Here is a 19,938-nt window from a genome sequence, read left to right on the forward strand (position 1 = left end):
CTTCAGTCTATATTTAATAATAACTGCTGCCCGAAGGCGATCGCATCTTCTGGGGTAGAAACTTTTCCCTCAGCTTGTGCAATGGCAATTTCTGTTAATAATTCGCCTAATTTTGGGGAAGGGGGAATATTTAGTGCTATGATTAACTCATCGCCACTCACTAATTTAGTGGGATGGGCAACCAGGTCATCAGGGTTCAGGTACCGGCTGATTAATGGTGCATAGGCGCGTAGCGACTTGTGGACTGAGGTCGCCGATACCAAATTATTATTTATTAAGGCTAAGATTATTGTAGCCGCAAATACATTTCCCGCCTCTTGGAAGAAAAAATATTGTTCTCTCACAGACATATGAGGGGATTTGAGTAGGGGAAACAGCTTTAGGGCGGTGGTCACAGCCTGAATTTCAGCACGGCTGTAAGTGAGTGCTTGGAGTTGGATTTTAGCAACTTCTGGGTCAGGGTGAACTAGACAAGCGAGTTTAGCAATGCCTAACCAAGTAGTTTTGACTGTATCCCGGATATGCTGCTGTAATTTTACATCTAATTGTGGCCAATGTTGAGCAATCAAATCAGCTACTGTGTCTATTGTTGCCAATTTTTGCCAACTTTCGGGGGTAGCATGGGGAAAGAAAGGCGCAAGTAAATGATGTGACGCGGCTTTAACTAGCCAAAATGTCCCTTGAGGATTTGCTAATAAATAAGCAATTTCTCCCCGTACTCGTTCCGGGGCGACTTGTGTGATCTGTGGTGCTAGGGTGGTAATAGTTGCCTGAGTAGTCGGTTCAATGGTAAAACCAAGTTGGGCAGCTTGACGATATGCCCGCATTAATCGCAGGGGGTCATCTTTGAGGTTAGCTGGTGATACCATGCGTAATATACCCCGTTGTAAATCATCATAACCGTGTAAGGGGTCGAAGATGGTTTGGGTATGGGGATGATAGGCGATCGCATTAATGGTAAAATCTCTTCTTGATAAATCTGCCTCTAAACTATCTCCTTCCTGTTGGGCAAAATCGGCTGTAGCGTTGGGAAATACCACCCGAGCGATTTGCCTTTCGGGGTCGAGTAGCACAAAACCAGCATGATAATGGCGGGCGATGGTGTGAGCTAACAGCACCGCCTGAGAGGGAATAATAAAATCGAGATCCAAATATTCACGAGTCTTACTCAACAGGGCATCACGCACTGCACCACCTACCATATAAGCAGATGGAGGGAGAAGTTGCCAGTTAAAAGGGCAATTTTCGGTAACTAGAGTGAGATTTCTCAAACTGTGGATTGTCATAAAAATCAACCCAACAACTAGTGAATACAACTTGGGCTTAAGTTACATTAACATTAACAGTAAAATAGGTTTTTGGAGTCAGTTCGATTATGTGTATTTGTGTGAACTGCCACTACGTAGACCGCTGTCAAACCTACCACGCGGTAGAAACACAGCACCAACAGCCGCACCTAACTGAAAATCCCACCTTTGCTCCGAGTGAACCTTCCATCAACGTCAACATTCGTACCAGCCAAGATATCATTGAAATGGAGTGGGACGTGGTGGGTTGTTTGAGCTTTAAGCAGGAAGTGGGTAAGTGGTCAAAATTGCGTCCTGGAGAACTAGTACCAACCTGAGCCAATACAATTATCATTGAAAGCGGCTACTACTGAGTGACGCAGGTAGCCGTTTGGGCAAAAATCAGGGCGATGTTTCCTCCTGTATGGATTCTTATCGTTTAATGTACTCAGTTGCTTTGTAAGTGTGATGTGCATCTAACATAGAGGTTAAATGACTGTGGAATATACCATTGTAATTAGCCGTGATTGAACAACTAGAAGACCTTGGAGCCAAACCATACGCATTATCCCTACACACAACCACTCCCTCACTGGGTTTGGCTATCAGTGATTTTAATAGTGAAAGTCGTGCTCATACTTGGGATTTGGGGCGTGATTTATCTAGTTACGTCCATCAATACTTAGTAGAATTTATTAAGCCCCACACTTGGGAAGAGTTAGGATTTATTGCTGTAGCTAAAGGTCCTGGTGGTTTTACCGGAACCAGGATAGGCCTTGTCATTGCTCGCACCTTAGGACAACAATTAAATATCCCTGTATTTACGATTTCTACCTTAGCGGCATTGGCTTGGGCTAAAAAACCTCAAAACCGGGAAAAATCGGGGGTAATAGCCGTAGAAATGCCAGCACAAAGGGGAAAAGTGTTTGGTGGGATATATGAACCATCCCCTGATAAGTCGAGCATCAGAGCCTTATTACCGGATACTGTATTCACACCGGAAGCATGGCAAGAAACCTTAGCTAACTGGCAAAGTGAATATAAACTAATTAAAGCTACATCTAACTTGGCTATAACTGTAGGCAGTATTTTGGAATTGGCTTATTTAGATTGGCAAGAAGGTAAACATCCCCATTGGTTCGATGCTCAACCATATTATGGGCAGCACCCCGTAGAAAATTAACATATTTTTACATCTTCTGCCTCTTTCCTGGGTGGAACAGCGAGAGACAGGTACAACCCATCCTCGCTGAGGATATACAACTAAGCTGTCAAAGAAGCGATCGCTTGTTCAACAGCTTGTAAAGCCAAATTGATTTCCGCCTCAGTGACAATCAACGGGGGTACAAACCGGACAACCTTGGGACCTGCGGGTACTAACAACAGACCCTGATCTATAGCCACCTGCACAATATCAGCGGCGGTGAGCGCAATATCTGCTTGTAACTCCATACCATTGATTAAACCCCAACCGCGGACTTCAGAAATCACATGGGGATATTTAGCGGCGATCGCGTTTAATCCATCACGTAACTGAGTACCCCTGGCTTCCACATTCTGCAAAATATTTTCTTTTTCCAAAGTCTGACAGACAGCCAAGGCCACGCCACAAACAAAGGGGTTACCGCCAAAAGTACTGGCGTGTTCTCCTGGTTGAAAAACATCGCAGAACTTCTTACTCATCATCGCCCCAATGGGGATACCGCCACCCAAACCTTTCGCACTGGTAAAGATATCTGGTTCTACGCCCAGATATTCATAACCCCATAACTTACCGGTGCGTCCCATACCAACTTGCACTTCGTCGAAGATCAACAAAATACCAGTTTCATCACAAAGTCGCCGTAGCTTTTGGAAATAAGCCAGATCCCCTGGGCGGACACCACCCTCTCCTTGCAAGGGTTCAATTAGAATTGCGGCGACACGATAATCACCTTCATCTAACTCACTAATTGCTGCCTCAAAGGCACTAACATCGTTATAGGGAACATATTCAAAGCCGGGGACTAAAGGATCAAAGTATTTTTGATACTTCGGTTGTCCGGTGGCGGTGATTGTGGCCAAAGTGCGACCGTGGAAACTAGCATTGGCTGTGAGGATAATCGGTTTGTCAATTTCTAGAACCGTGTGAGCATATTTGCGGGCTAGTTTAATGGCTGCTTCGTTAGCTTCAGCACCGGAATTACAGAAAAATACCCGGTCTGCACAGGAGTGTTCAACTATCCATTGGGCTAATTGACCTTGTTCGGGAATATAGTACAAATTAGAAACATGGTGCAGCTTTTGGATTTGGCGCGTTACCGCCTCTACCATAGCCGGGTGGGCGTGTCCCAGGGTGCAAGTGGCTATTCCGGCCACAAAGTCCAGATATTCACGTCCCTGGGTATCCCAAACCCGACAACCTGCACCCCGATCTAAAGCTAGGGGGAACCGAGCATAGGTTGACATAACAGCTTCATTGAAGCTATCAGGGTCAAAAGGGCTGGATGACATAGAATTTGATGTTGGGGGGATGGTAGCTTGCTCAATGAGAGTTTCGATACTCACGGCCGCGCCTCCTGATATCTCTTTAATTTTAATAGTCACTTACTAGTTTGCTAGAAATTATTAAAAATAACATTTTATTTATTAAATCTGATACTTTTTTCTAGGTTAACGGTTAAATATTCTGCCAAATAATGGTAACGGTAAAATAACTTTGTATTCCACACTTGAGAAAAAATACCGAAGACTCCAACAAGAACTTACCCTGGGGACTATTTCCCTGGGGGGCGTTTTTCTCACCGGTACTTTATGGTACAAGTTCATGGAGGGGTGGTCATGGGAAGAAGCGGCTTATATGACAGTGATTACCTTAACTACTGTGGGGTTTGGGGAGACTAATCCCTTGAGTAGACAAGGACGATTATTTACAATTGCCTTGATTTTGTTGGGTGTAGTCACTATTGGTTACATGATCAATAGATTTACAGAAGCCGTGATTCAAGGCTACTTTCAAGAAGGAATGAGATTACGGCAGCAGAGAAGGTTAATGGAAACCCTGACACAACATTATATCATCTGTGGATTTAGTCGCACTGGCCGTCAAATTGCTAAGGAATTTCAGGCCGAAGGCGCACCTTTTGTGGTGGTTGATTCGGATTTAGAATCTGTAGAACAGGCACAAGCACAAAATTACATAGCATACCAGGGCGATGTCACTTTGGATGATACCCTCTTGAGGGTGGGGGTAGACCGAGCGGTTTGTATTGTGGCGGCTTTACCTTCTGATGCTGAAAATTTATATACTGTATTGACTGCAAAAACACTGAATCCGAAAATTAGAGCGATCGCCCGGGCTAGTACGGAGGAATCGGCAAAAAAAATACAACGCGGCGGGGCAGATATCGTGGTTTCACCTTATATTACTGGTGGTAAGCGGATGGCGGCGGCGGCCTTAAGACCGCAGGTGTTGGATTTTGTGGATGGTTTTATCTCTAGTGCAGACCGCCAGTTTTATATGGAACAGTTTCTAGTAGACCCCCTGGTATGTCCTCTGGTGGGTCAGAGTTTAAAAGAAACAAGGTTGCGATCACAATCTGGGGCTTTAGTGATTGCCATTCGCCGCACTGATGGTAGTCTGATTGGCGGTCCGACTGGGGATACTATTTTATTACCTGGAGATACACTAATTTGCCTGGGAACATCAGAGCAATTACGTAGGCTTAACCAAATTCTCATCCCTATTAATGCTCAACCACGACACCGAGGGAGAAATATTTAATTAATCCCAACATTCAAGTAAAGCCTTTGGTTTGTGTCTAATAAATAAAGTTGCACACCAAGCTCCCCATTCCCTGTTCCCTATTTCCCATTCCCCATTCCCTGTTCCGGTGTTCCCTATTTCCCATTCCCTGTTCCGGTGTTCCCTATTTCCCATTCCCCATTCCCTGTTCCGGTGTTCCCTGTTCCCTGTTCCCTTGATATTTGATTTAAATTCAATTCCAACCGTGTAAGGGTGCAATCTCTTTAGTAAAAGTGGCGATAATTCTTGGGGGTGCAACTGATATTAAAATACTCGGATAAACTGCTGCACCCCATAGGGGATGAATCAGTACACGACATTTGTTTTTCATGACTGGATAGTTGAGCAAAGCTTGCACTACTGCTGTGTCATTGTGGGGAATTTTTCCCGGACGTGACAGTAAAGGATAGCCAGTGCGAGGATCAATCAGGTCTGTTAAATAGCCGCAATCTCTGAGTTTAAATGCTAAATCGCAACCAAACCGCATAAACTTTTCTCGTAAGCGTTCTTTCTCTAATTCTATTGCGGTGGTTCTTTTTACTAGTTGATAACGTGATTGCTGTAAAACAATTACGACCCATATACAAGCTTGATTTTTCCAGTCTGGTAATATCTGTTCGCAGTTGGCACAGATATAATGGCTGGGGGGATGAATAGAAATCTGCACTGCTTGTCCTGTTTCGCCAACTAAATTAATAGGACAGGTTTGCTCCGATAGCGATCGCGTGGCGTTAGCCATAGTGTAAACTGGGGAATAGTTCACTATATTAATTCGGGTTTCGCAAGTTTTACATTAAACTATTGCTATGATGATAACTCTTAAAAGTTCATAAAACTCATGAAATTTGCATAATTATTGATGTTTCTTAAAATTTGTTGTGTATGAGTGCTGATTTTGTGAGTCTAATGTTTATGGTTTATTAGGTGATACGTATAAATTATCATACATTTAATACTTACAGCACTTCTCAAGTAAATAAAGTACACACTTTAAGATCATAAATCTTGTGGGGTGCGCATCCTGCCCGCCCTTGTACCTACTCAGATAAAATGCGCTGTATATAAGGGAAAATTCCCCCCCTGGTAGAAAAATAAAGGTCAAAACCTCAAAGGTATGACCTTTATAGAAGACTGGTGTCTAATTAAGTTTGAGCGCATTAACTGGGACTTCATCCCAAGAGTTAACTATTCGCAATTGTGCTACCCAACCGGCTAATTTTTGGCTATCAGTCAAATTTTCTTCAAAGGATTGATGACAGTGTTTGGCTTGGGATTCATCACAACAAGCAATACAAGCGTGAATCATACCGGAAGGATCAATTTGCTCGTTTACCCAAATTGTCATAGGATACATCCCCCTAAGGTAATTTAATTTATGTTTTTAGAATACTACTCAAGGGTGGGACTTTCATAAACTCACAACTGCTGGGAATTAGAAAACATCAGCTGGGTCAGCTTTACGTAGTTTACCTATGGCGATCGCACCGGAAATACTACACATGATGACTGTGAGAATAAATACAGTTATGGCTCGTTCTACCTTCATAGTTATGGGTAGCATGGTGGCGGCGTAGGTTAACTGATATAATCCAAATGACAGGAACAAAGCGGGTATATAACCCAAAACAGCTAAAAATAACGCTTCTTGTAGCAAAACCCCCAACAGATAGCCATCAGTATATCCAATGGCTTTGAGGGTGGCGTATTCTGGTAGGTGTTCGGAGACATCAGAGTAAAGAATCTGGTAGACAATGACTATACCGACAATAAACCCCACGACCACACCTAAACCAAAAATGAAACCAATCCCAGTACTCTCGGCCCAGTAAGTCTGTTCTATTTGGGCGAAATCTGCTATGGTTAATACGCTAATATCATTGGGTAAGCCGGCGGCTAGTTGCGATCGCATTTTCTCAATATTTACACTGGGCTTAAGTGTAATTAATCCTACCTCTATCTTATCTCTTTGGCGTTCGGGGAAGAGTTGTAAAAAGGTAGAGTCACTGGTAATGACATTCCCATCCGCAGCAAAGGAAGCACCATTATTAAATAACCCCCGAACACTGATGGCTTGATTATTGAGTTCTGTGTTAAACTTACCTGTGGTTGCAAAAATATCACCCACTGCGCCATATTCTGGACGACCATCTTGATCAAACAGAACTTGATACAATGCCTTGAGATGATGCTGATTTTGTTGTACTGCGGGAAATTTAAACGCCGGTGCTACAGGGTCAATACCCCAAACTAAAATAGCACGATCCAAACGTGTTTGGGGATTGCGCCATTGTCCGGTGCCAATATAAACAGAATTTACTGATTGTACACCCTCATAACCCAATGTTTGATAAAGTCTTTCTCTAGAAAAGCTTTTGACTGAAAATAAAGTTTGAAATTGGGGATTAATTAAAACTAAATCTGCTTGTAGGTTCCGATGCGGTTTGGTAGCTGCGTCAAATAGCGCACTTTCAAACCCTAGCTGAATAAACATCAGCATATCAGCAAATGTAATACCTGCGACGGCGACTAGTAAACGAGTTTTTTCTTTCATTAACTGTCGCCATGCTAGGGGGTTTTATGTAAGAATTTGAAAAACATATAGAAATCCGGTTTGGTTTCTGAATTGATTTGTCTAGGTAGGGAACAGGGAACAGGGAACAGGGAACAGGTAAGAAGAATTGCCATTTGTACTGAGTCTTGTTCAAAAATCAAATAGAAGTCAAATGAGTGTTAGAGGATGTTTTAAAAGGTATGATTAGTGTATCAAATATTGTTTTACCCCCACCCTCCCCATTCCCTTCACAAGGGAATGGGACTTGATTTTGTTTCTTCCGGTGTGTTCCCTGTTCCCTGTTCCCTAATCCCTGTTCCCTGTTCCCTAATCCCTGTTCCCTGTTCCCTGTTCCCTGTTCCCTGTTCCCTAAGATAAAAATTACCTGTTGAAAACTTATAAAACATCCTCTTATAATTCAATGGCTGTTTGCACTTGTAAGTTAGTTAATCCCGCTACTTTTTTACTGTCTGTGGGATCTAGGCGAATTCTTACCTCAATGACTCGACTATCTAGGTTTTCCCCTGGTTGGTTGCTAAATACATTTTGTCTATTTACCTGTAAACCAATTTGAGAAACTGTTCCTTGCAATTCACCATTAAATGCTTGACTGGTAACTACTGCTGATTGTCCTAGTTGAATTTTCCTAATATCGGTTTGATACACTTCTGCTATAGCAATCATTTGCTGGGTTTGTGCTAGTTGCGCGATTCCATCATCCCCAATTTTTTCGCCCTTGCGAGCGTGAATTTTGAGGATTTTTCCCTCTATTGGTGCTTTAATATAGGCAGATTCTAAGTCGGTTTTTATTTGTTTGAGTACGGCGGTTGCATTCTCAATTTCACTTTTGGCTAGTTCTATATCTACGGGGCGAATTTCAGCAATACTGTTGAGTCTGGCTTTTGCTTGTGTGATTTGTTTATTCCCGGTGGAGTTGATGCGCTTGAGCGCGACTTGCGCTTGGTTTAATTCTCTGCTCGCTGTGGAGTTAATGCGATTGAGAACTGCTTGCGCTTGTTTTAGTTGCTGTTGTGCGATGTCTAAACTTAAGCGTTTATTGTCAAATAAAGAATGAGAAATTACTCCCTGAGCAGATAGTTGCTGATAACGTTGATATTCCCCTTGGGCGTTATTCAGTTCTGCTTGCAGTTTGTTAATTGTCGCCTCTTGTGCTATCCTTTCCCCTAGCCATTGTGCTTCTATGCGGGCGATCGCTTCTTGCTGGGCGATGATGTCTGTTTCTAACTCAGCTTGTAAACGTTCAATTGTTGCTTGTTGCGCCTGAATTTCTCCAGTTTTAGCCCCAGCTTGAATTTGAGCTAGTTTAGCAACAGCAACTCTGAGCTGTTTTTCTGCTTGGACTACAGCAGTTTGCAGACGGGTTCTTGAGTCGAGAATTGCTACTACTTGCCCAGATTTGACTGGCTCCCCTTCCTGTACTAAAATCTCAGCTATGCGATCGCCATCTAATTGTAGTGGTGCTGATAGGCTAATTACTTCTGTTTCTGGTTCTAGTCTTCCTAATGCGGTAACTCTGGTTGCAGTTGGCTGATTTTCTACTGCTACGGTATTTTCACTACTTAAATTAAACTGGGATAGTCCATAAATAGCAATTCCCGATGTGATTACCGTGGCACCTACCACTAATATGATTAACTTTTGATGGGGAATTTTAAATCGCACATTTGGGGACATTTTTACCTCTTTAATTACTGTTTTTGCGATCGCTGGGGTTTAGGAGTTACAGCGCGCTTCATCGGGGTCAATGCAGAGTCAGTGACCCACTATGATTTGTATGTGCCTAATTCTGAGTCATCTTACTAAAAACCCGGTAGTAAAACCATGTAGTTGCTTCCTTGAGAGGAAACAGCAAATAGGTCAGAGGATTGATAGTGACAATAATGTTGCGGTAGTCTCGCCGTGCTAAAAACAATATACCACGAGCCACCTGCTGGGCTGACATGACTCCATAGGGATTTAGTGAACTTTTGAACGGACCCAATATTAACTTACGAATTACACAACTTCCATCTAAACGCTTGAGGGTAACAATATTCCCTAATGTGCGTTTACTCAGTTCATACAGGGGACTGAAAGCGGGGGAAACTTCAGCTTCGGAAGTATTAACCCAAATTTCCTTGGTGGCTTTGTCTTGGGGTCCGGTGACTGTAGTTAGAAATATATCTATCAGTCGCACTGCGGAAAAAGTGTTCACCTCATAGGAGGTGGCGATCGCATCAGGTGTGCGATTGTTGTAGACATTCACACCGTGATTAATAATCAAAATATCAATTTTCTGGAGACTCTCCCGCAGTTGCTCTTCATTCCCCAATTCCCAGGAAAGCACCTTTAAATTACTCTGGGGTGCTAATTTTTCCGGGTTGGTGGTTAAGGCGACTACTTTAGCATTATGCTTGAGTAGTTCTGCTGCTAATGCTTGACCCAGAGCGCCGGATGCTCCTGTTAAAGCGACGGTTTTACCTTTCAGGGATAGTCCTGTACCCAGTATTTTATCCACTAGAGGAAATACACCACTGTAGTAAGCATTGACATCATCAAAATGATGTCGCCAATGGTAAGAACGATTGACCCACCACACAGAAGGGATGATTTGTAAAGGCCCTGGTAAGTGGTTGTAGTCTGTATCGATTTTACCAGAAAAATATCGCACAGAAGCGCCATACAAGAAAGTACAGCCATAAACTACTCCCAGCCATAACCCCATGTGGTTAACCAGTAAGGCAATGATTGTTAAAACCACCACTAGTAAACCGGACTCAACTACATCATGATACAGTTGGGAATCCTGGTAAGCTTGTAGGGAGACTATAGACAAATCCCGCCGATATACTTGATGATGCTTATTGTGCCATTTAGCTAACCATTTCACCTGGTGACACAAAACATGATAACTATCTCTGAATACTTCGGCCAGGAGCAGTGAAAACACTCCCCACCCAGCAAACTGCACACAAGCAAGTAAGTTAAACATAATTAACATAAGATATTATCATGTAGTTTTTTGTATACTATTTGCCATTGTATCCTTACATAGTCAACTTAAATCACTATTGTATTAACGTTATTAAACATAAAAAATTTAAATGTGTAAATACATATTTTTAGGTTAAGATGATTATTTAGTTACCTAAATATGTTTGGTAACCCATACCGTTAATATCAGGAAATAGTCCTTAATCTATTGTTTGGGGTGGATATAAATGTACACTGCCAAACATCTTTTTACCGGCGCGGGTGGATACAAAAATTAATTATTTTTTTTGCTCCGAAATAGCCGCAAGCAGCATTCAAGGTCTAAATGTGCGCGACAAGGATTAAAGTAATTTAATTTTTGTCGTCCGAGTTAAATAATTTAATGATCAAGTAAAATGACTCAAACTGACAAACTCTTTGTACAAATCAACGGTGATAGCGTACTGTACCCTCTTTCCTCCTACGCTACGGAAGATAGAAACGGTCAGTTCAATATTACAAACAATCAAACCCAATTAGAACTCAAAGGTAACACTTGGAAAAAACTCGACTTTGGCGTTAACTACACTATTACCACAGATACGATCCTAGAATTTGACTTCCAAAGCACCATCGAGGGAGAAATTCACGGACTTGGGTTTGATAATGATAATGTACTGAGCACGAGTTGGCTATTCAAACTCAGTGGAACCCAGAATGTGGGATTGAGAGACTTTGATAACTACGTCACGGGTTCCGGTTGGCAGACTTACCAGATTCCAGTGGGAAATTTCTTTACAGGTGACTTTCAGTACTTCGTCCTTAGCAACGACCATGATGTAACATCACCTACTGGTAATGGTCAATTCCGTAATTTGAGAATTTATGAAAATGTAGCAGTACTAGACATTGCCCCTCTTGACGCAGTGCAAGCAGAAGGTAACACAGGCACAACCCCCTTCACCTTCACCGTCACCCGTAGCGGCGACACCACAGTTACAAGTACCGTCAACTGGGCGGTGACAGGTACGGGTGACAACCCTGCTACTGCTGATGACTTTGATTTGGGAGTATTCCCACGGGGTACTCTCACCTTTGAACCATGGGATACCACTAACTACCGAGAAATTACAGTCTACGTCAATGGTGACATTAGTTATGAAGCTGATGAAGGATTCAGCGTGACCTTATCTGATGCTGTGGATGCCATCATCAACACAGACACCGCAGAGGGAATTATTCTCAATGATGATGTGCCACCTACCCTAGACATTGCCCCTCTTGACGCAGTGCAAGCAGAAGGCAATGAAGGACTCACCCCCTTTACCTTCACCGTCACCCGTAGCGGCGACACCACAGCTACAAGTACCGTCAACTGGGCGGTGACCCTTTCCGGTACGGCTGATGCTGCTGACTTTAGCCTCACTCCGTCCATTAACAACAGCCAAAGGGAGACAACCACACCATCAAGGCCTTATGCACCAAACAGCCAAAGCGACACAACCACGCCATCATCGCCTTATGCACCCAATCGACTGATAGTTAAATTCAACCGAGAAGTTAATAGCACCCAAGCCAATGAAATTAAAAATAGCCTGGGAGTAGTCAAGACACAAAACATCAGACTCACCGGGGCAGAAATTTGGCAACTATCAGGGACAACCTCCGTAGAAACAGCCCTAGCCACCTACGGTAAGAGTCGGGTATTTGAATACATCGAGCCTGATTATATTGTCACCACCGCCGCCACCATTCCCAACGACCCCGGCTTTAACCTCCTGTGGGGACTACATAACACAGGACAAACAGGGGGCACCCCAGATGCAGACATCGACGCCCCAGAAGCCTGGGACATTCAAACTGGTAACCCCGACTTAGTAATTGGTGTAATTGACACCGGAGTAGATTATACCCACCCAGACTTAGTGGGCAACATTTGGACAAACACCGGAGAAATTGCTGGCAATGGTATAGATGATGACGGGAACGGCTACATAGACGACATCAGGGGTTGGGACTTTGCCTATAACGACAACAACCCCATGGATGTAGGCGGACATGGAACTCATGTATCTGGAACCATTGCGGGTAAAGGTAATAACGCGGTGGGAGTCACAGGAGTTGCTTGGAACGCCAAGATTATGCCCTTGAAGTTCCTAGACGACACGGGTTTTGGTTCGACTTCTAATGCAATTTTGGCAGTGGACTATGCCACAGCCCAGGGGGTAAAACTGACAAACAACTCCTGGGGAGGTGGCGGTTACAGCCAAGGACTATACGATGCCATTGCAGCCGCCGGGGACGCAGGGTCATTATTCATTGCAGCGGCGGGAAATGATTCTAATAATAACGACAGTAGCCCCAGCTATCCGGCAAGCTACAATTTAGACAATATCATCTCCGTTGCTTCCACCACACACACAGATGGTCTATCATGGTTCTCCAACTATGGACTGACCACAGTAGATTTAGGTGCGCCGGGTTCAAGTATTTACAGCACAGTTCCCGGAAATAGTTACGCTAGCATTTCTGGAACTTCCATGGCATCTCCCCACGTTGCGGGAGCCGCAGCACTACTATGGTCAGAAAATCCCACCTGGACAGCCCAGCAGGTGAAAGACGTGTTACTGCAGACAGTAGACCCCACTGAGACTCTAAATGGGATTACGGTATCTGGGGGGCGACTGAATGTTTATAATGCCTTGCTGAGTGATCCCGGTTTTGTTATCAGTGTCACAGTTTCTCCCGCAAGTGTGGCAGAAGATGGCAGCGAGAATTTAGTTTATACCTTCACTCGCATCGGGGAGAGTTTAGACAGTCCCCTCACAGTGAACTTCAGTGCTTCAGGAACAGCTAACGCCGTAGCAGTAGGGACAGACCCAGCAGACTATACGGTGGTGACCAATAGCGATGTCACCTTCGACTCGGCTACGCAAACCGGGACAGTCACCTTTGCGGCTAACGCCGACAGTGTAGCAGTAGTGGTTGACCCCATAGCTGATAGCTTAGAGGAAATTGCCGAAACGGTGCAGTTAAGTGTTACCCCTGGTGAGGGCTACATTGGTAGCAGTGCAGCTACGGGGACAATTGTTTCTGAAGAAACCTTGCCAGTTTTTACTAATCCGGATCCCATTTCTATTCCTATTGGTGGAGCGGGTAATCCCTATCCTGCCACTATTTCTGTCTCAGGATTAAGTGGGGAAGTAACTAATGTCACAGTCACCCTGACGAATTTGGCGCATACTTGGCCTGATGATATTGATGTGTTGCTCGTGGGTCCCACAGGGGCAACCACCATACTTATGTCTGATGTGGGATATCTCTATGGTATCAGTAACACGACCTTAACCTTTGATGCGGGGGCAACAGCATATTTGCCTGATGCAGGACAAATTACCAGCGGTACTTATCTACCCACAAATATTGGCACAGGGGATAACTTTGCCGCCCCAGCGCCAGGAGGTAGCCATGGCACAGATTTATCAGTGTTCCACAATACCGACCCCAATGGGCTTTGGAGTCTCTACGTCATGGATGATGACTCTTTCGGAGATTCTGGCTCAATTGCTGGGGGTTGGTCTTTACTGATAGAAACGGCAACGACCACAACACTACCATCAGGTACAGTTACCTTTACAGCAGGGGAAACCACCAAGGAAATTATAGTTGATGTGAGTGGTGACATTAGTTATGAAGGTGATGAAGGATTCAGCGTGACCTTATCTGATGCTGTGGATGCCATCATCAACACAGACACTGCAGAGGGAACCATTCTCAATGATGACACTGCAATAGACAACGCACAAAAAATTACATCTAGCAGCAATATATCTGCTGCTCCTGGTGGAACTGTAACAATTCCTCTGTACTACGATACTACCACTGGTGATAACAGCCTACCTGGTATTAGTCTGCGCCTACACTACAATTCCAGCGAGCTAACTTTTAACAATGCCAGTGACCTGTTCCTAACAAACCTGTTTGGTGATGTCAAGGAATTACCAGACAATGAAAACTTTGACAACGACCTGACTACTGATCGTTTCGTACAACTGCAATACAACGACTTTACAGGCGACTGGCCGAATCAGCCTTTACCCTTAAAGTTAGCTGATTTGAAGTTTGCTACCACCGATAGTTTTACTGGCACCCAAGTTAACTTCAGTTCCAGTAATACAGCCGCTGGTTACGCTCTGGCAGCAGACTCTGTTACAGTGAGTCAAGGATGGAATCTGGACATTGACGGTAATGGCGAGATAAAAGCATTGTCTGATGGTGTCATCCTCATGCGTCACCTGTTCGGTTCGTTTATTGGCAATGAGTTAATTGACGGAGCCATTGATCCTAATGCTACCCGCGACCTGGTAGCAATTCAGGCTTACTTACAGGAAGGTATCAACCAAGGACACCTTGATATTGATGGCAATGGTTCAGTAGGAGCCTATTCTGACGGTATCATGGCAGTGCGTTATATGTTTGGTACTTTCCCAGGAGACGCATTAACTCATGAAGCCCTTTCTCCTGATGCTACCCGCGACTTGGCGCAGATACAAAACCACTTAGAGCAGTTAACTACTCTGGTGTAGTAAGTAAGTTGATTTCCTCAATAGTGATGGGCTATCCCCATCACTTTCATATTGGTGAGGGCTGGGAATAGGGAGTAAAAAAATCTATGTCGCCTCTCAGCTCAGGTACACTGACAAATAGATAAAAATGCTCGGTGGGAGATAATATCATACCTCTCAGGTACACTGACAAATAGATAAAAATGCTCGGTGGGAGATAATATCATACCTCCGAGTTTTTTAATCTCTATTCTTCTTGAAGGCGACACCCGGATTTGAACCGGGGGATAAAGGTTTTGCAGACCTCTGCCTTACCACTTGGCTATGTCGCCGCTTTCATATTTGCTGATGATAACACATTCCACAAATTTACGCCATACGTCTGAGGAAATTTTTCTCAAGTTGAGGGAATTTAGTGGTTAATGGCATTTTAACACCCCAGGAGATGGTAAGGCGAGATAAAGATATATAGGGAAAGTGTGAGGAATTGATGAATTTCTGGCAAATATGCGTGACTTAAAATACAAAAAAAAATACAATTTCACTCTTAAGATGGATAAAAATTCAGAGATTTTGATAAATTCCATGTTGATTGATGGTTTTTAGTTCTATGGTGACATTAAAGATCAGTATGAACCGGGTGAGTTACTGCCAAGACAGAATCAGATATTCAGCAAATATGATAATCAGTGAAAATGAATCAAGTATCTCCCATGTCAATTGTCCAAATCACAGATATACATCTGTTTGGCTCGGAAAATCATAAAATGCTGGGAATGCCTACTATAAAGTCTTTCCAGGCTATTGTAGACAAATTACACGCATTCGGGAATGAACTTGATCTACTGCTAGTGACGGGAAATTTATCTGGGGATGGTAATCTTCAGTCTTATGACAATCTCCAAAGTCTGCTGAACCCACTACGAATACCTGTTTATTGGTTACCGGGAAATAATGACTGTGCGATCGCCATGGATAATATCTTAAATATGGGGATGATTTCCCGGCGCAAGTCTTTTAAGCGGGGTGGGTGGAATTTTATTTTACTAGATTCTTGTGTTCCCGGTTGTAGCCATGGTTATCTTTCGGGTAAAACTCTTGATCGGCTCAACCGTGAGTTGACAATATTGGGAGATCATCCCACTTTAGTGGCGCTACATCACCCCCCTTTTGCAGTCAATTCACCGTGGTTAGATCATAGCAGTTTGCAAAATCCCCAAGAATTATTTGCTGTTCTCGATCGCCATCCCCAGGTGAAGTTAGTCTTATTTGGTCACATCCATCAGGAATTTCAACGCCAACGCGGCCAAGTTCACTACCTGGGTACCCCCTCCACGGGATTACAGTTCCGCACCCAAAGCCCTACTTTGATGATTGACTCAAAATACCCGGGTTTTCGGTTGTTAAAACTCTACCCCAATGGGATGTGGGAAACTACAGTAGAAAGAGTTCCTTATTTCCAGCCATTGGAGTTAGTTGCTACAGTATCTTAATTGAACTATATTTGTGTTACCTATATTACCTCATCGGCAAAAGTTTGGCGACGGACAAAGTAAAATGGACCTGCGACAGAACCCCAAATATGTTGGTTGGTGTCTAAATCCCGTCCTCGGTCAAGGCTGATAAATTTGTGTTCGTCAATTTCAAATTCACTATCTAGGTAGGTTTTTTGTCCCTTACGAAAAACAATACAACCTTTACCGGGTTCTACCTTACCTTTGAAGCTGTTACCAGACCACTCTACAATCATATTACATCCTGGTAGCTTTTCTAAGCAGTCCTTAGTTAAAGTTTGTAAGCGTGGGAGGTCACGGGATGCGCCATAAAAATTTTCTTCTGATTTGACGGTGTAGTTTTCAATCTCGATGCGATCGCCAGCGTTGACCAATTTTAACACCCGCACACGGTAGGGGTCATTGAGCATATAATCATAGGCTTGTTCGACAAATAAACTCACCCCTGATAATAATTCTACAGGTAGGGGGCGCATACACACGCGAATATGGGCAAAAAAAGGCGGATTTTCAAAGGCTTGTGCTTGATTACTAAAATCAGCCGCCATCCAGCGGGCTAAGGTGGTAAGATCCATGGAATTAGTAATTACAGATGTTAATTTAAATTATCTAGCTTTATTTTAAGGCTTGGGATGATCACATCTGAGGTAAATTATCGATGCTCAGGCACTTGTATATTACTGTTAGTCTAGTTATCCTCTGTCAGTTTCATACTGCGGTTACCCTAGCACAGGCTCAATTTACGCCCAATCCCCTAGAACTTACCACACCTGACCCACTGCTACCGCCTTTGAGGGATAAACAGCAGTTAACTATCCCACAACGGGAAAACTTAGAGAGGGCTTTAGATGCTTTGAATCAGGAAGCTACAGCTAAATTACAAGGGGGAGACCAACCAGGAGCTTTTGCGATTTGGAACCGGGAAATACGGTTACGCCGCTATTTGGGTGTATTCGCTGAAGTAAAAGCCTTGTCCCGGTTTGGTGCGATCGCATGGGGTGAAAATGACGGGGAGCAAGTAAGATATATTACACAGCGGCTACAAACTATCCAGCAGTCAGCCCAAAAAGCTAAGGGTTTTGATTGGGAATTAATGCGAGCGCTCGGTGAAGCATACCAGCAAGTGCGATCGCCTAAATTAGCTTTACAAGCCTATGAGCAAGTTTTAACAGTAGTACAACAGCAACAAGATACAGCAGCAGTATTGCAAACCCTAACCACAATTGGCGAACTCCATTTGAGTTGGTTTGATTATCCCCAAGCTGCGGCCACCTATGAGCAATTATTCAATTTAACTGCTAACCAGGGCGATCGCGCCAGGGAGTTAGTATATCTGCAACAGCTAAGTTATATATACCAGCAGCACCAACAACCCCAAGCAGCGATAGATACTCTCCAGAGAATAGTAAAAATTTACCAACAGGAAAATAACCTGACCAAAATACCAGAATTGCAACTCGCCATCGGCACTAATTATCAACTCCTCGCCCAAAAAAATCCTAGTTTACTCACAGAAGCATTCAACAACTATCAACAAGCTTATATTATAGCCATGGAATCGCGGCAATATGTTCGGGCTGGGGAAGCTTTACAAAAAATAATTTCTTTATATATTGACCAAGGACAAACAGACGCAGCTTTACAAGTCAGCCAAATTTTAATAGAAACCCAAGAGCAAGCCATGAATTATTATGGCATGATGGCGGCTTATGATCAAATGGGTCAATTGTATTTACAAACTCAGGACTATTCCCAAGCACTCATAGCCTTTGAAAAAGGATTAGAATTGGCTCAACAACTCAAACATCAAGAAACATACTTTACCCAGCAGATTGAGAAAGCCTCAAAATATAGCATTTCCCATGCTCGTGAGGTACAAAGTTGTTTAGTTTCAGGGAACAGGGAACACCGGAACAGGGAACACCGGAACAGGGAATATTGTTGTACTTTCTTAGTTTAGCCTATTGGTAGCGTCAATCTCCATATGCTAAAAATTTCAACATTTCTTCAATACAATTAATCATTTTGTGGAAATACTTCACCCAATATCCCCATTCACCATCCCATGAGGTAAATTAATATCATAAGTATTCCCTAGTATTCCCTGGTTACTCTGATGATAAAAAAATTAATCGAAGTCGCCCTACCCCTAGAAGCCATCAACCAAGAATCAGCCAGGGAAAAATCCATCAGACACGGACATCCTTCCACACTCCATTTATGGTGGTCAAGAAAACCTACAGCCACTTGTAGAGCCGTATTATTTGCTTCCCTAGTCGATGACCCCTCTAGTCACCCCGACAAATTCCCCACAGAAGCAGACCAAGCACAAGAAAGACAACGCCTATTTGATATCATTGGCAAAATTGCTACCCTAGAAAAAAAAGGTAAACAAGAGCAAGTAGTACAAGGTTTAGTATCCTGGGACAGTATCAACAAACCCGAAATTATCCAAACCGCCCAAAAAGAAATCGCCCGCTGTTTAGCTTGGAGTCGCAACGAAACACCACCCACAGACCCCGCAAAAGTACTGACATATCTACAAACCTACGCACCCCCAGTTTATGACCCCTTCTGTGGCGGTGGTTCCATACCCCTAGAAGGACAACGCCTAGGTTTAGTCGCCCATGGTAGTGATATTAACCCCGTGGCGGTGCTAATTACTAAAGCCCTCATTGAAATTCCCCCCAAATTTCCCAATCAACCCCCCGTTAACCCCCAAGCACAAAGAGAATTAAAAGCCGACCAATGGTACAGCGCCCAGGGGTTAGCTGCTGATGTCCGCTACTATGGCGAATGGATGCGAAACCAAGCCTTTAAAACCATTGGCCATTTATACCCCAAAGTCACCCTACCCCAAGAGCATGGCGGTGGGGAAGCAACCGTAATTGCTTGGTTGTGGGCGCGAACCGTCAAATGTCCTAACCCCGCTTGTGGGGCGCAAATGCCCTTAGTAAATTCTTTTAAATTATCCACCAAAAAGGGTAAGGAAGCTTGGGTAGAACCTGTAATTGATAGCAGTCACCAACCCCCCACAGTTACTTTTACAGTCAAAACCGGCGAAGGAACACCACGGGAGGGAACCGTTAACCGCAGAGGGGCGATGTGTGTTTGTTGTGACAGTCCAGTAACCTTTGACCACATCCGCCAGGAGGGGAAAGCAGGAAGAATGCAGACTCAGTTAATGGCTATTGTCGCAGAAGGTAAAAAGCAACGGTTGTATATTCCCCCCAATGAGGAGCAGATCAAAGTGGCTTTGTCAGCA

Annotated in this window: 15 protein-coding genes and 1 tRNA gene; 7 read left to right on the forward strand and 9 right to left on the reverse strand. The window is 43.7% G+C overall.

All coding sequences use genetic code 11. The features are described from left to right. Positions 1–2: 2 nt before the first annotated feature. Positions 3–1,286, reverse strand: coding sequence for a CCA tRNA nucleotidyltransferase (locus tag NWP22_RS11865; protein WP_271734797.1), 1,284 nt, complete (start codon positions 1,284–1,286; stop codon positions 3–5). 89 nt (positions 1,287–1,375) lie between these two features. On the opposite strand from NWP22_RS11865, the gene NWP22_RS11870 reads away from it, so the two are divergent. Both NWP22_RS11870 and tsaB read left to right on the forward strand, forming a co-directional pair. Continuing rightward, a complete protein-coding gene (locus tag NWP22_RS11870; protein WP_271734796.1) occupies positions 1,376–1,624 on the forward strand; it encodes a Ycf34 family protein in 249 nt (82 codons plus the stop codon). A 185-nt stretch (positions 1,625–1,809) separates the two neighbouring features. Then, positions 1,810–2,469 carry a tRNA (adenosine(37)-N6)-threonylcarbamoyltransferase complex dimerization subunit type 1 TsaB gene (gene tsaB / locus NWP22_RS11875; protein WP_271734794.1) on the forward strand — a complete coding sequence of 220 codons (660 nt, stop codon included), beginning with the start codon at positions 1,810–1,812 and terminating at the stop codon, positions 2,467–2,469. Positions 2,470–2,549: 80 nt separating this feature from the next. Here tsaB and NWP22_RS11880 read toward each other — a convergent pair whose 3' ends face one another. Further along, positions 2,550–3,833, reverse strand: a complete 1,284-nt coding sequence (locus NWP22_RS11880; RefSeq protein WP_280801929.1) for an aspartate aminotransferase family protein — start codon at positions 3,831–3,833, stop codon at positions 2,550–2,552. A gap of 151 nt (positions 3,834–3,984) precedes the next feature. On the opposite strand from NWP22_RS11880, the gene NWP22_RS11885 reads away from it, so the two are divergent. Beyond that, a complete protein-coding gene (locus NWP22_RS11885; protein WP_271734792.1) occupies positions 3,985–5,049 on the forward strand; it encodes a potassium channel family protein in 1,065 nt (354 codons plus the stop codon). A 214-nt stretch (positions 5,050–5,263) separates the two neighbouring features. Here NWP22_RS11885 and NWP22_RS11890 read toward each other — a convergent pair whose 3' ends face one another. The 5 genes from NWP22_RS11890 to NWP22_RS11910 all read right to left on the reverse strand — a co-directional run bounded on the left by NWP22_RS11890 (position 5,264) and on the right by NWP22_RS11910 (position 10,613). Beyond that, positions 5,264–5,836: a methylmalonic aciduria and homocystinuria type D protein gene (locus NWP22_RS11890; protein WP_280801930.1), complete on the reverse strand. Its 573-nt coding sequence runs from the start codon at positions 5,834–5,836 to the stop codon at positions 5,264–5,266. Positions 5,837–6,208: 372 nt separating this feature from the next. After that, positions 6,209–6,415 (reverse strand): glycogen debranching protein, encoded by a 207-nt coding sequence (locus NWP22_RS11895; protein ID WP_200986888.1) that lies wholly within the window; start codon positions 6,413–6,415, stop codon positions 6,209–6,211. An 87-nt stretch (positions 6,416–6,502) separates the two neighbouring features. Then, positions 6,503–7,621: an ABC transporter permease DevC gene (devC, locus tag NWP22_RS11900; protein ID WP_425332615.1), complete on the reverse strand. Its 1,119-nt coding sequence runs from the start codon at positions 7,619–7,621 to the stop codon at positions 6,503–6,505. A gap of 411 nt (positions 7,622–8,032) precedes the next feature. After that, entirely contained in the window at positions 8,033–9,316 is a 1,284-nt protein-coding gene (locus NWP22_RS11905; protein WP_280801926.1) for an ABC exporter membrane fusion protein, read from the reverse strand. A 106-nt stretch (positions 9,317–9,422) separates the two neighbouring features. After that, complete coding sequence (locus NWP22_RS11910; RefSeq protein WP_271734787.1) at positions 9,423–10,613, reverse strand: bifunctional sterol desaturase/short chain dehydrogenase; 1,191 nt, start codon at positions 10,611–10,613, stop codon at positions 9,423–9,425. A gap of 397 nt (positions 10,614–11,010) precedes the next feature. Between NWP22_RS11910 and NWP22_RS11915 the strand changes: the two genes are divergently transcribed. Beyond that, complete coding sequence (locus NWP22_RS11915) at positions 11,011–15,180, forward strand: S8 family serine peptidase (protein ID WP_280801927.1); 4,170 nt, start codon at positions 11,011–11,013, stop codon at positions 15,178–15,180. 239 nt (positions 15,181–15,419) lie between these two features. Here the strand turns inward: NWP22_RS11915 and NWP22_RS11920 are convergent. Continuing rightward, positions 15,420–15,491 (reverse strand) — tRNA-Cys (locus NWP22_RS11920). A gap of 363 nt (positions 15,492–15,854) precedes the next feature. On the opposite strand from NWP22_RS11920, the gene cpdA reads away from it, so the two are divergent. Continuing rightward, positions 15,855–16,652 (forward strand): 3',5'-cyclic-AMP phosphodiesterase, encoded by a 798-nt coding sequence (gene cpdA, locus NWP22_RS11925; protein ID WP_271730484.1) that lies wholly within the window; start codon positions 15,855–15,857, stop codon positions 16,650–16,652. Positions 16,653–16,672: 20 nt separating this feature from the next. On the opposite strand, the gene NWP22_RS11930 is transcribed toward cpdA, so the two are convergent. Then, entirely contained in the window at positions 16,673–17,260 is a 588-nt protein-coding gene (locus NWP22_RS11930; RefSeq protein WP_280801931.1) for a chromophore lyase CpcT/CpeT, read from the reverse strand. Between the two features lie 71 nt (positions 17,261–17,331). Here NWP22_RS11930 and NWP22_RS11935 point away from each other — a divergent pair, with 71 nt between their 5' ends. Further along, positions 17,332–18,633 carry a tetratricopeptide repeat protein gene (locus tag NWP22_RS11935; protein ID WP_271730481.1) on the forward strand — a complete coding sequence of 434 codons (1,302 nt, stop codon included), beginning with the start codon at positions 17,332–17,334 and terminating at the stop codon, positions 18,631–18,633. Positions 18,634–18,789: 156 nt separating this feature from the next. Beyond that, a partial coding sequence (locus NWP22_RS11940; RefSeq protein ID WP_280801928.1) for a DUF1156 domain-containing protein occupies positions 18,790–19,938 on the forward strand: 1,149 nt, incomplete at its 3' end.

Source organism: Anabaenopsis tanganyikae CS-531 (assembly GCF_029891675.1).
Taxonomy (GTDB): domain Bacteria; phylum Cyanobacteriota; class Cyanobacteriia; order Cyanobacteriales; family Nostocaceae; genus Anabaenopsis; species Anabaenopsis arnoldii.

Coding starts and splice junctions, on each gene's coding strand:
- NWP22_RS11865 (WP_271734797.1), bottom strand. CDS start 1,286: ATGACAATCCACAGTTTGAGAAATCTCACTCTAGTTACCGAAAATTGC.
- NWP22_RS11870 (WP_271734796.1), top strand. CDS start 1,376: ATGTGTATTTGTGTGAACTGCCACTACGTAGACCGCTGTCAAACCTAC.
- NWP22_RS11895 (WP_200986888.1), bottom strand. CDS start 6,415: ATGACAATTTGGGTAAACGAGCAAATTGATCCTTCCGGTATGATTCAC.
- devC (WP_425332615.1), bottom strand. CDS start 7,621: ATGAAAGAAAAAACTCGTTTACTAGTCGCCGTCGCAGGTATTACATTT.
- NWP22_RS11905 (WP_280801926.1), bottom strand. CDS start 9,316: ATGTCCCCAAATGTGCGATTTAAAATTCCCCATCAAAAGTTAATCATA.
- NWP22_RS11910 (WP_271734787.1), bottom strand. CDS start 10,613: ATGTTTAACTTACTTGCTTGTGTGCAGTTTGCTGGGTGGGGAGTGTTT.
- NWP22_RS11915 (WP_280801927.1), top strand. CDS start 11,011: ATGACTCAAACTGACAAACTCTTTGTACAAATCAACGGTGATAGCGTA.
- cpdA (WP_271730484.1), top strand. CDS start 15,855: ATGAATCAAGTATCTCCCATGTCAATTGTCCAAATCACAGATATACAT.
- NWP22_RS11935 (WP_271730481.1), top strand. CDS start 17,332: ATGCTCAGGCACTTGTATATTACTGTTAGTCTAGTTATCCTCTGTCAG.